This window comes from Sphingomonas faeni, from assembly GCF_003053745.1.
Lineage (GTDB): Bacteria > Pseudomonadota > Alphaproteobacteria > Sphingomonadales > Sphingomonadaceae > Sphingomonas > Sphingomonas faeni.
Genome location: NZ_QAYE01000001.1, coordinates 38,068 through 49,900, shown reverse-complemented (window position 1 = coordinate 49,900; position 11,833 = coordinate 38,068). Strand labels below are relative to the sequence as shown.

14 protein-coding genes are annotated in these 11,833 nt (G+C 65.7%); 1 reads left to right on the top strand and 13 read right to left on the bottom strand.

Annotation, left to right across the window (positions count from 1 at the left end; translation table 11 throughout):
• Window positions 1-196: 196 nt before the first annotated feature.
• A complete protein-coding gene (locus C8J25_RS00300) occupies window positions 197-700 on the top strand; it encodes a Ros/MucR family transcriptional regulator (RefSeq protein WP_107951793.1) in 504 nt (167 codons plus the stop codon).
• Between the two features lie 86 nt (window positions 701-786).
• Here the strand turns inward: C8J25_RS00300 and C8J25_RS00295 are convergent, their stop codons facing one another.
• The 13 genes from C8J25_RS00295 to C8J25_RS00235 form a co-directional block, all read right to left on the bottom strand.
• Complete coding sequence (locus tag C8J25_RS00295) at window positions 787-1,692, bottom strand: flagellar motor protein MotB (RefSeq protein ID WP_107951792.1); 906 nt, start codon at window positions 1,690-1,692, stop codon at window positions 787-789.
• A 4-nt stretch (window positions 1,693-1,696) separates the two neighbouring features.
• Entirely contained in the window at window positions 1,697-2,560 is an 864-nt protein-coding gene (gene motA / locus C8J25_RS00290; protein ID WP_056061555.1) for a flagellar motor stator protein MotA, read from the bottom strand.
• A gap of 111 nt (window positions 2,561-2,671) precedes the next feature.
• Window positions 2,672-3,592 carry a flagellin N-terminal helical domain-containing protein gene (locus tag C8J25_RS00285; RefSeq protein WP_107951791.1) on the bottom strand — a complete coding sequence of 307 codons (921 nt, stop codon included), beginning with the start codon at window positions 3,590-3,592 and terminating at the stop codon, window positions 2,672-2,674.
• Between the two features lie 5 nt (window positions 3,593-3,597).
• Window positions 3,598-4,944 (bottom strand): flagellar hook-associated protein FlgK, encoded by a 1,347-nt coding sequence (flgK, locus tag C8J25_RS00280; RefSeq protein WP_107951790.1) that lies wholly within the window; start codon window positions 4,942-4,944, stop codon window positions 3,598-3,600.
• Window positions 4,941-5,264, bottom strand: a complete 324-nt coding sequence (locus C8J25_RS00275; RefSeq protein ID WP_107951789.1) for a rod-binding protein — start codon at window positions 5,262-5,264, stop codon at window positions 4,941-4,943. Before C8J25_RS00275 ends, flgK begins: the two co-directional genes overlap by 4 nt.
• Window positions 5,261-6,367: a flagellar basal body P-ring protein FlgI gene (locus C8J25_RS00270; protein WP_425275431.1), complete on the bottom strand. Its 1,107-nt coding sequence runs from the start codon at window positions 6,365-6,367 to the stop codon at window positions 5,261-5,263. Before C8J25_RS00270 ends, C8J25_RS00275 begins: the two co-directional genes overlap by 4 nt.
• Before the next feature lie 179 nt (window positions 6,368-6,546).
• Window positions 6,547-7,239 carry a flagellar basal body L-ring protein FlgH gene (locus C8J25_RS00265; protein WP_107951787.1) on the bottom strand — a complete coding sequence of 231 codons (693 nt, stop codon included), beginning with the start codon at window positions 7,237-7,239 and terminating at the stop codon, window positions 6,547-6,549.
• Window positions 7,239-8,027 carry a flagellar basal-body rod protein FlgG gene (flgG, locus tag C8J25_RS00260; RefSeq protein ID WP_056061573.1) on the bottom strand — a complete coding sequence of 263 codons (789 nt, stop codon included), beginning with the start codon at window positions 8,025-8,027 and terminating at the stop codon, window positions 7,239-7,241. Before flgG ends, C8J25_RS00265 begins: the two co-directional genes overlap by 1 nt.
• A 13-nt stretch (window positions 8,028-8,040) precedes the next feature.
• Complete coding sequence (flgF, locus tag C8J25_RS00255) at window positions 8,041-8,793, bottom strand: flagellar basal-body rod protein FlgF (protein WP_107951786.1); 753 nt, start codon at window positions 8,791-8,793, stop codon at window positions 8,041-8,043.
• 24 nt (window positions 8,794-8,817) lie between these two features.
• Window positions 8,818-10,086 (bottom strand): flagellar hook protein FlgE, encoded by a 1,269-nt coding sequence (locus C8J25_RS00250; RefSeq protein ID WP_056061578.1) that lies wholly within the window; start codon window positions 10,084-10,086, stop codon window positions 8,818-8,820.
• Window positions 10,087-10,114: 28 nt separating this feature from the next.
• Window positions 10,115-10,795 (bottom strand): flagellar hook assembly protein FlgD, encoded by a 681-nt coding sequence (locus C8J25_RS00245; protein WP_107951785.1) that lies wholly within the window; start codon window positions 10,793-10,795, stop codon window positions 10,115-10,117.
• A gap of 2 nt (window positions 10,796-10,797) precedes the next feature.
• Window positions 10,798-11,193: a flagellar basal body rod protein FlgC gene (gene flgC / locus C8J25_RS00240; protein ID WP_107952494.1), complete on the bottom strand. Its 396-nt coding sequence runs from the start codon at window positions 11,191-11,193 to the stop codon at window positions 10,798-10,800.
• Window positions 11,194-11,211: 18 nt separating this feature from the next.
• Entirely contained in the window at window positions 11,212-11,550 is a 339-nt protein-coding gene (locus C8J25_RS00235; RefSeq protein ID WP_279628692.1) for a flagellar basal body rod protein FlgB, read from the bottom strand.
• Window positions 11,551-11,833 lie beyond the last annotated feature (283 nt).

Below are 11,833 nucleotides of genomic sequence, written 5' to 3'. Positions count from 1 at the left end.
GCGACCCGCGATATCTTCGCCGTGCCTGCTTTGTTCATGCTCGGAAACTTTAATTTAGAGCAATCGAAATGGACCGATCTTCATCCGTTCCCACTTCCAATGTCGATTTTTACAATTTAATGGGCTGAAAACGTCTTTGGATGGTTGAACCCGATGTCGCACGTCGTTACGGCGTCCGCAGACAATGGAGTATACTATGGCCGAAGATACCACCGACCTGAATGCCGTCGAGCTGGCAACAGAATTGACGATCGCATGGCTCGGCAACCCGAATACCCGGAGTTCGGCTGATGACGTTCCCGCGTTTCTCGGCAAGATGCATGAGACCGTCGCGACGTTGCTCGGCACCACCACCGAAGCTGCTCCGGTCGAAGCTGCGACCGAATACACGCCTGCCGTAACGGCACGCAAATCGCTCGCGTCGAAGGATCACATCATCTCGATGATCGACGGCAAGTCGTACAAGACCTTGCGCCGTCACCTCGCGACGCACGGCATGACGCCGGCCGAGTACCGCGAACGTTATGGCCTGAAGCCCGATTACCCGATGGTCGCCGAGAACTACTCGGAAAGCCGTCGTGCGATGGCGAAGAAGATCGGCCTCGGACGCAAACCCGGCCCGCGCAAGACCGAATCGGCGCCTGCCCAGCAGACGACGACGCGCAAGCGCAAGACGGACACTGCCGCCGCCGCCGAATAAGCGACGCGGCCAGTGACGACAAAAAGGACCGGCGCCTCGCGGCACCGGTCCTTTTTTGTTGCGCGCGCCTTGGAAACGCGGCTGCGTTACTTGGCGAACAGCCCGCGGCGGTAGAGTAGAGTGATCGCAACGCGGCGATTGCGCGGGTCGGCGGGGTCTTTCACGATCAGCGGTTCGCGGTCGGCGACGCCTTCGATCCGCTCGAACCGTTGCTCGGGCGTACCACCCGACAACAGCCGCCGCCGCGTCGCCTCGGCACGGCCTGAGGACAGCATCCAGTTGTTCATCGCACGTGGGTCGCCATACGGCACGCTATCGGTATGACCGCGGATCATGATCGGGTTCTGCATGCCCTGCACCGATCCCGCGATCATGCCGATCAACGCCGACGCCTCCGGATCAAGCGCGGTCGTGCCGAGCGCGAACATCGAATAGTCCGCGTCGTCGACCAGATCGATCCGCATCCCGTCCTGCGTGGGCACGAAGCGGACATGGTTTTGCAGGCGCGACAGTTTCGCATTGCCCGACATCTCGCCGAGCACGCGCCGACGCAGCGCCTGGAAGTTCTTCTGATCTTCCTTGGTCAGCGCATCGCGGCTTTTCAGCGAACCCTTGGGCCCCGTCCCTGCCGATGGCCCCCCGAGCCCTGCATCGGGAATCGCAAGCTGCGCCATGCTGGTCTGTCCTGGCTTCGGCCCGATGCGATTCTTGTCGAGGATCGATTCGCCACCGAACAGCCCGCCGCCGCCGATCCCGAGCGAGCGCGTGTTGAGGATGGTCGGCGCGAAGTAATCGGCGATGCCCTTGCGCTGTTTCTCGGTGGTCGCGCCGACGATCCACAGCAACAGGAAGAACGCCATCATCGCGGTCACGAAATCGGCGTACGCGACTTTCCACGCGCCGCCGTGATGGCCGCCATGCCCCTCGATATAGATCTTCTTGACGATGACCTTGGGCGGCTGGTTCGTTCCATGAGGCGCGCGCGCGGCCACTGAATTACTTCCCGCGCAAGCCGTCGAAGACTTCGGCGAAGCCCGGCTGATTCTTGTGTGCGATGCCCGAGCGCGCGGCCTCGATCACCAGCGGCTGCGGATGGCCGTGGAGCGAGGCGATGATGATCTGCTTCACGACGTCGTAGATCGACGCATCGGCATCGAGCACCTGCTTCAACCGGTTCGCGAGCGGCGCGACGATGCCGTAGGCGAGCAGCACGCCCATGAACGTGCCGACCAGCGCCGAACCGATCATCGCACCGAGGATCGACGGCGGCTTGTCGATCGAGCCCATCGTCTTCACCACGCCGAGCACCGCGGCGACGATCCCGAGCGCCGGCAGCGCGTCGGCGAGGCTCGCGAGCGTCCCGTGCGCCGCCTCCTCCTCGTGGTGGTGCGTCTTGATCGAGTGATCCATCACCTCCTCGACCGCATGCACGTCGAGCGTCCCCGACGACACCACGACGAGGCGCAGCGTATCGGCGATCAGGTTGACGAGCGCCTTGTCCTTCAGGAGCTTCGGATATTCGGCGAATACGGCCGAAGACTGCGGATCCTCGACATGCGGCTCGAGCGCGATCGGCCCGTCCATCCGCAGCATCTTCATCAGCTTGCTGACGAGGAAGATGACGTCGAGATAATCCTGCTTCTTGTACTTGGGCCCCTTGAAGACTTTCCCGAGCCCCGCGCCGAGCCCCTTCAGCTCCTTGCCCGAATTGCCGATGATCAGCGCACCGGCGGCGGCACCACCGATGATCAGCATCTCGTGCGGGATCGCCTCCATGACGGGGCCAAGCGCGCCGCCGGTGAACGCGAATCCGCCAAACACCATGACGAGCAGGACGACGATGCCGATGACCGGAAACATGGTGTTCGAAATTCCCCCAGGGCCGATGGCGGCTCTTGCGTCGCCACAGAATTAACCGCCTTTGGTAGCCAACCGGTTACCAAGACGACGTCGCGCGCGATTAAATTCGGATCAGCGCAGATAATCGAACAGCGACAGCGCCGAGAGCTTCGAGAAGCTCGCCTGCGTCGCCGACAGGATCGTCATCGTCTTCTGCAACTCGACCACCGTCGTGGTGATGTCGGTATCCTCCAATCCCGACCGGGTCGCCTCGCGGTCGGCGGCGACATCGGTCAGCCGCGATGCCTCCAGATCGACACGCGCGGCGCGAGCCCCGAGCGAGGCCTGCACCGTCGACACCTGATCCGACGCGGCGGTGATGTCGGCGAGCGACGAATCGAGCGAACTCGCCTTGAAATCGTCCGATTGCAGCGCCGTCGCGATCGCCGAGAGCATCGCCAGCGTATTAGTACCGCCCTCGATGCTGCCATCGGGCCTGGCCTTGCCGCCGACGGTGAAAATGCGCGCCGCGGTCTCGTTCGCCTGGACGGTCTGGCCGTCGCCGATCGGGATGCCCGACACCGGCTTCGACGCGAGCGCGTAGGTCCCGCCCGCAGCGACCGCAGGCGCACCGTCGGCGCCGCCAAAAAGCGCCTGCCCGCGCGCGTCTTTGGCGTTGGCGAGATTGGTTAGCGTCGCGACCAAGCCCGCGATCTGCTCGCCGATCGCCTTGCGGTTCGCCGCGTTCAGCGTGCCGGTCTTCGCCTGCGTCACCAGCTCGGTCGCGCTCTGCAACTGGTCGCTGATCGCGGAGAGGCTGGTGTCGCCCTGCTTCAACACCGATTCGGCGGTGCCGAGATTGGCGGCATAAGCCTTGTCGTCGACCGCATCGCGCTTGATCCCGGCAAGCCGCTGATACGCGGCGCTGTCCGACGACGGCGTCGACAGCTTGGTCCCGGTCGAGATCTGGTTCTGCAACGACTCCGCCTTGGCGCCGAGCGAAGTCATCGACGCCGAAGCGCGATCGTAGAAGAGGCGAGTCGCGATCTGCATGGGCGTTACCGTAGATCGAGGATGGTCTGGAACGTGTCGCGCGCGGCCTGGATCACGCGGCTCGACGCCTGATAGGCCTGCTGGAAGCGGAGCAGGTCGACCGCCTCGCTATCGAGATCGACACCCGACGACGACGCGAGCGAACTGACCGCACCGTCGCGGATCGCGCCCTGCGCATCGGCGACCACCTTGCGCTGTTCGAGCGCGGCGGCGTTGCCGGCGATCAGCGTCGTGGTGCGCGTTTCGAAGCCACCGCTGCTGCGCACTCCTTGCAACGCGGAGAGATTGGATGCGTCGCGCTTGCCGCCGGTCGCGCTCGCCGCAGCGATCCCGCGTCCATCGGCGAGTGCGACCGAGATGTCGGTCGGCGTGCCACCGGTGGCGAACATCGCAGCCCCCGCATTGCCGTCGAGGTCGCGGCCCTGCGCCTGCACCGCGTTGATCTTGCTCTTGAAGTCGGTGGCGATCGCGTTCAGCGACCCGCGCGCCGCGGCGATACGCTGCGCCCCTTCCGCGAACCCGGCGAGCGCGCCACCGGTTGGCGACAGCGCAGACGTGACGTTGCCGCGCGTCACCGCGAACTGGACTGCGCCCTCGTCGTTGCGCGCATAGGACGCCTGCGCGCTCTCGCCGCCCGCGACGAATACCGAGCCCGCCGCGCCACCGAGCCGGACGGTCGTCCGCCCCAGATCGTCGAACGAGGTATTGATGTCGGTGATCGTGCTCATCTGCTCGAGCACCTGATCGCGTTGGTCGGCGAGTTGTGCAGCGGTCGACGATCCCGGCGCGGTGCGCGCGATGCCGTCGTTGATCTTGGCAAGCGCGGTGCCGAGCGCATTGAGCGACTGCACCGCCTGCGACGCGGTCGAATCGAGATCGGCGGCCGCGGTATCGAGCGCCGCGCCGGTCGCGGTGAACGCCGCCGCCGCCGTGCCGGCCGATTCGAGCATCACCGCCCGCGCCGGCTCCGAGGTCGGATCGGCGGCGAGTTTCTGGGCGGACATGAAGAAGCTGGTGAGCCGGTCGCCGAGCTGGTTGTTGCCCAGCGCCGTCTCTATCCGGTTCATCCAGGTGACGCCGGCTTCTGTCTTGGCGAGATCGGTGCCGGCCGAGCGGACCGCCTGCGAGCGGTATGCGTCGGCGCTGCGGCCGATCCCCGTGACCGTGACGCCGTTGCTGCTGACCGACTTTTGCGCGTTCAGCCCGCCATTGACCGACGACACTTCGGAGAGCGTAGTCGTCCGCCTTGTATAGCCCGCATTGCCGGTGTTCGCGATGTTCTCCGACACCGTGGACAGCGCGGTCTGGTACGCGCGCACGCCCGAGGCGCCGATCGAAAGGAGATCGCTCATGGCGGCGAGTCTGCCGCACCCTGGTTAAGATCGGATTGAGATTTGGCGAGAAAATCGGTCATCGCCTTGCCGATGCCGAGCGGCGTGTGCTCCGCCATCGACTTCGCGATCAGCCCGTCCTGCATGTCGGTGAAGGTGTCGATCGCCTTCGAATCGAACAGCGGATCGGCGAGTTTCGCCTGGCGCATGCTCTTCAGCATCATGCCGGTGAAGACCGCCTCGAACTTCTCGCCTGCCTTGTCGAGATTGTCCTTCGACTTGAGGCGGCTCGTATCCGTCGAGATGCCGGTCGTCGGGGCGGGTGTGGAAAGCGGGCTCACAGGACGATCAACTCGGCTTTGAGCGCGCCGGCTTCCTTCAGCGCCTCTAGGATCGCGACCAGATCGGCCGGCGACGCGCCGATCGCGTTCACCGCCTTGACGATGTCGGCAAGCTTGGGGCCGGGGTTGAGCAGGAACATCGGGCGACGCTCCTCCTCGACCGCGACGCGGCTGTTCGGGACGATCGCGGTCTGGCCCTGGCTGAACGGCGCGGGCTGGCTGACCTGCGGCTTCTCGTCGATCCGCACCGTCATCTTGCCGTGCGTGATCGCCGCCGGACCGACCCGGACCGCCGAGTTGATGACCACGGTGCCGGTGCGCGCGTTGACGATCACCTTGGCGGAGGGCTCGGCGGAGACGACGTCGAGATTCTCGATCGTCGACATCAGCGTCGCGCGGATGTCGGCACCGATCGGCGCACGAACCGCGACCGAGACCGCGTCGATCGCCTGCGCGCTGCCGAAGCCCAATTTCGAGTTGATCGCACCGGCAACGTTCTGCGCGGTGGTGAAATCGGCGCGTGCAAGGTTGAAGGTGAGCGTCGGCGCGCTGTCGAACCCGGTCGCGACCGCGCGTTCGACGGTCGCACCCTCGGGGATGCGTCCGGTCGAGGGCACGTTGACGACGATCTTCGACCCGTCCGCGCCTTCCGCGCCGAGCCCGCCGACCGCCAGGTTGCCCTGTGCCATCGCGTAGATCTGGTTATCGGCACCGAGCAGCGGCGTCATGATGAGGCTGCCGCCGCGAAGCGACTTGGCCTTGCCCATCGATGCGACGGTGATGTCGAGCCGCTGGCCGGGCTTGGCGAACGGCGGCAGTTCGGCGGTGATCATCACGACCGCCGCGTTTTTCATGCCGGGGTTCGCCGATGGCGGCAGCTGCAGCCCGAAGCGTGACGCGACGGCCTTTAGCGACTGCACGGTGTATTCGAGATTATCGTCGCCCGTGCCTGGCAGGCCGACGACGATGCCGTAGCCGGTCAGCTGGTTCGAACGGATACCCTGGAACCCGCCAAGGTCCTTGATCCGGTCGGCGGAGGCCGGCGCAGCGATCAGGAGGGATGCCAGGAGGGTGGTGAGGAGACCTGCGAAAGTACGAAACACGGTCTTTAGTCCTTTACCGTTCGTGCTGAGTAGCGAGCGAGTAGGCGCGCAGCGGCGTATCGAGGGTGCGTATCGAAGCATGGGTTCCGCATCCCAACCTGTCCTTCGATACGAGCCCTCGGTACGCGCCTTCGGCACTACTCGGTCTCTACTCAGGACGAACGGCTGGGGGAGACGCATCAAAACGGGCTGACGACGGAGAAGAAGCGGCTGAGCCACCCTTGGCGGCCGGCGCGGGCGACGTCGCCCTTGCCGGTGTACGAGATCTGCGCGTCGGCGACCCGCGTCGACAGCACGCGGTTATCGCGGTCGACGTCGGCAGTGCGGACCAGCCCCTTGATCTTCAGGAACTCGTCGCCGCGGTTGAGCGTGACGCGCTTCTGCCCCTGCACCAGCATCGTCCCGTTGGGATAGACTTGCGCGACCGTCACGCTGACTTCGCCCGACAGCGAGTTCGTCTGGTCGGCCGCGCCGGTGCCGTTGAAACTACGCCCGCCGCTGAGCGTCGCGTCGCTCTTGTTGAACAGGTTGAGGAAGCCCGTGGTCGGCGGCGTGATGCTGCCCGAGCCGTTGCTGTCGAGCTTCGAGCCCGACGACTTCGACGCCGCAGTGCGCTCGACCAGCACGATCGTCAGCGGATCGCCGACCTTGCGCGCGCGCCAGCCTTCGTACAGCGCGGCATAGCCGTCCTGCGCCTGGAAGATTGAGCCGGTGGCGACGACCGGCACCGGCTGGACCGGCAACGGCCGCGCGACCGAGAAATCCTCGGGCGGCGCCTTCTTGCCGAACAGGCTGGCGTCTGCCGAAGACGCAGCGAGGATCGGGGCGAGGATCGCGGCGAGGGCGGCGAGCGAAGTTGAGACGGTGCGCATCACAGGTTCTGGTTGACGTATTTGAGCATGTCATCGGTCGCCGAGATCATCTTCGAATTGACCTCGTACGCGCGCTGGGTCTCGATCATGTCGACCAGTTCCTCGACGACGTTGACGTTCGACGCCTCGAGCATGCCCTGCTTGATGCCGCCGCGACCGTCCTGGCCGGCAACGCCGACGTTCGCCGCGCCGCTGGCTGCGGTCTCGACGAGATAATTGTCGCCGGTCGCCTGGAGCCCTGCCCCGTTCGGGAAGCTGGCGACCTGGATCTGGCCGATCTGCGACGCCTCGGTCTGGCCGGGGACCATCGCCGACACGGTGCCGTCGCGGCCGATCGTGATCCCGGTCGTCCCCTCGGGCACGGTGATGCCGGGCTGCACCTGATAGCCTTCGCTGGTGACCAGCAGGCCCTCGGCGGAGCGCGAGAAATTGCCGGCGCGGGTGTAGCCGAGCGTGCCGCCGGGCATCTGCACCTGGAAATAGCCGTCGCCGTCGAGTGCGAGATCGAGGCTGTTGCCGGTCGTCTGCATCGCGCCCTGCGTGTCGATGCGCGCGGTGCCCTGGATACGGACGCCGGTGCCGAGGTTGAGCCCGGTCGCGTATTTGGTCTCGGCGGTGCTCTGCGTGCCGGGCGTCGTGACGGTCTGGTAGGCGAGCGTCTCGAACGCCGCACGGTCCTTCTTGAAGCCCGTGGTGTTCACGTTGGCGAGGTTGTTCGAGATGACGCGCATGCGCATGTCCTGGGCGTCGAGCCCGGTGCGCGCGATATGCATGGCTGCGGATGACATTCGTCTGTTCCTTCTAGCTCGGCAGGCGCATCAGCGATGCACCGCTCTCGTCGATTTCCTTGGCGGATTTCATCATGTTGGCCTGGACTTCGTAGCTGCGCTGGTTCTCGATCATGTCGACCAGCGCCTGCGTCATGTTGACGTTCGATCCTTCGATCGCGCCGCCCTGAACCTTCGCGTCCATATCCTCGGGCAACGCCCCGCCGCCGCGCACGCGCAGCAGATTGTCGAGGCCCTTCACGGTATCCGACCCCTTGGTGTCGGCGAGCTTGAGCTTGTCGATCACCTGCGCATCCTTCGCGTCGCCGCCCTGCGGCACGATCGAGATCGTCCCGTCGGCCGAGATCGTCAGCGACTGATAGGGTGGCAAGGTGATCGGCCCCCCCGAGCCGATCACCGGATGCCCATCGCCGGTCTGCAGCACGCCCGATGGCGCGACCTCCAGATCACCGCGCCGCGTGTACGCCTCGGAGCCGTCCGACGCCTGCACCGCCAGCCACACGGTAGTGCCGGTGATCGCAACGTCGAGCGGACGCCCGGTCAACTGGATCGCGCCGGGCGAGCGATCGGCGTCGGTCACCTCTTCCGACGTCGGCGCGCGCGCCTCGATCGTCGAGCCGTCGCCCTTCAGGTTCAGCCGGTCGAACACCACGCGATCGGCGCGGAAGCCGGTGGTCGACGCGTTCGCCATGTTGTTGGCGATCGCCGCCTGCGCCGCCATGTGCGCGCGCAGGCCCGTCGCCGCGGTGTAGACCAGCTTGTCCATTCAGGGTCCCCTGCTCGCTCTTGCTTAGCTGCGGATGTTGAAGATGGTTTCGGAGATCTGGTTGGCCGTATCCAAGGCCTTCGAGTTCGCCTGGAAATTGCGCTGTGCCGCGATCAGGTTGACCAGCTCCTCGGTGATGTCGACGTTCGATCCCTCGATCGTCCCCGACATCAGCTTGCCGAAGCCGTTGGTGTCCGCCGAGCCGAGCTTCGCCGAGCCGGAGATGCCGGTCGACTGCCAATAGCTGCTGCCGAGCTGGCGCAGGCCTTCGGGATTGGAGAAATTGGCGAGCATCACCTGCCCGAGCACCTGCGTGTCGCCGTTCGAGAAGCTCGCATTGACGAGGCCCTTCTCGTCGACCGTCACGCCCTGGATCTGGCCGACCGCCTTGCCGTCCTGCGTCCGCGAGGCGACGTTGAACGCGCTCGACAGCTGCGTCGTGCCGCTGCCGAAGGTGAAGGCGATCGCCTGCGGATCGGTCGAGTTCGCGGTGGTGAACTGGTCGAACTTGATCGCGGCGGTCGGCGCGGTCATCTTGCCGGTCGGGTCGAACGTCATCGCCGTCCCGGCGGTGCCGTTCGTCGTCAGCTCCTTGTCGCCGACGAAGCTGTGGACTTCCCAGGTGCTGTTCGCGTTGGTGGTCGTCGGTGCCGAGGTGCGCTTGAAATAGTTGGTCAGCGTCATCGCGTTGCCGCTGGCATCGTACACCGTGGTCTGCGCGGACTGGTTGTAGCTCGACGGATCGAACCGGTCGAACGTCGCCGTCGTCGGCAGCGCCGAATTGGCGTTGAGGTTGAGGGTCATCGTAACCGCCGAAGTCGGCACCGGCGTCCCGCTCGTCTCCGGCAGGCGCAGGCTGACCGCGGAATCGGAGCCCGTCGCAACCACCGCGCCCGAGCCGTCCACCGGGAACACCTGCAGATGTGAGCCCTGCGAATCGACGACGTAGCGGTTCGAGTCGACCAGGAAGCCGCCGTTGCGCGTATAATTGATCGAGGCGGATTCGATGCTCGGCTTGACCGCGAAGAAGCCGTCGCCCGACACCGCGAGATCGAGGCTGTTCGAGGTCTGGATCAGGCTGCCCTGTGCGAACTGCTGGCGATTGGCCTGGACGATCGCGCCCGAGCCGATCTGCTGCGACGGCGCGACCGACACGCTCGAGGCGATCACGTCGGCGAATTCGGTGCGGCTCTTCTTGAAGCCGTTGGTGGCGACGTTCGCGAGGTTGTGCGAGATCGTCGACATCTCAGCCTGCGACGCCTGGAGACCGGAGAGCGAAGTGTAGAAGGACATGGCGGTTTAACTCCTGGAAACTCTGGGTTCAGCCGATCTGGCGGACGGCGCTGGCGGGGATTTCGCCGAGGCCGGGAAGCGTGAGGATGGCGGCGCCGGTGGTGGTCGACACCGACTGGACGGGGGCCCAGACCAGGCTGGTCGCGCCGACCGTGGTGCCGGCGTTCTGCGCGTTGACCTGCACCGTGAACGGGCCGTTGCCGGTTTCCGCACCGGCAGCGTCCTTGCCGTCCCAGTCGTAGCCGATCGTGCCCTTGGCCTGCTTGCCGAGCGACATGGTCTTCAGGACCGCGCCGTTCGCGTCGCTGATCGTGACGTTGACGTCGGTCGCGGCGCCGGCCAGCTCGATCGAACCGGCGATACCGCCGGCCGCGCGACCGTAAGCGGTGCTGCCCGGGGTCAGAACGGTCTTGCCGACATAGCCGAGCGCTTCGCCGGTGCTGGTGACGCCCAGCTTGTCGGCGATCGCCTTCATCGTCGTGTTCATCTCGGAGATACCCGAGGTGGTCGAGATCTGCGCCATCTGCGCGACCATCTGGGTGTTGTCGACCGGGTTGAACGGGTCCTGGTTCTGCATCTGCGCGGTCATCAGCTTCAGGAAATCGGACTGGCCGAGCGACGTCGACGACTTGGTCGTGGTGGTCGCCGCGGCGGTCGACGTGCGCGTGATGCCGAGGTTGGACAGCGTGGAGTCGAAGGAGGTTGCCATGATCAGCGGCCTAGCTTGAGGGTATCGATGATGAGCGACTTGGCCGTGTTCATCACTTCGATGTTGTTCTGGTAGCTGCGGGCGGTCTCCATCATGTCGACCATCTCGCGGGTTTCATCGACCGCCGCCTCGAAGATGTTGCCATCCTTGTCGGCCATCGGATTGTCGGGGTCGTAGCGCTTGGTCGGCGCTTCACCGGCCGTGACGACGCGCTCGACGTCGACCGTCGACATCCCGCTGGCCGCATCGAAGCTGGTGCGGAACACCGGCTTCATGGTCTTGTACGCGGTCTCTGCGGAGCCCGTAGTACCGCCAGCATTGGCGAGGTTCGACGCCGTGGTGTTCATCCGGACGAGCTGCGCGGACATCGCGCGGCCGGCGACCTGGAAGATCGTCATGGGCTGGTTGGACACGTCTTATTCCCCCTTCAGCGCACGAGTGATCTGGCCGATCCGCCCGTTCAGGAACGACAGCGTCGTCTGATACTGGACGGCGTTCTCGGCGAACGCGGTCTGCTCCTGGCTCAGCTCGACGGTGTTGCCGTCCATCGAGGTCTGCGTCGGGATGCGGTATTTGGTCGCCGCATTTGTGCTGCCGTCGTTCTCCACCGACGCGAGCGCCGACTGGAAATCGATGTCGCGCGCCTTGAAGCCGGGCGTCGAGGCGTTGGCGATGTTCGACGCCAGCACACCCATGCGCTGCGAGCGCACCTCGAGTGCCGCCCCGTGAACTCCGAAAAGCGTGTCGCCTGACACAAGCCCGTCTCCTGGCGCACCCATTGCGCAACCGGACATAAGCAATGGGCGTGCCAGTTTTGGCGGCGAGGGTGGGGGATGGTGGTTTGCCGGGTAGTGGCGGGCGGGCGGCAAGGGGAGCGGCAAGACGTTGCCGGTGTTGCAGGGGCGGGCGGCAAAGCGGTTGCCGGTTGGCGTGTTTGGGGCGGCAAACCGAACCACTGCCCCCTGCCTCACTATGTTTCCCCGCGGAGGCGGGGACCCAGTCTGGGCTTCCGCCTTCGCGGGAGAACAAGGAAGCAGG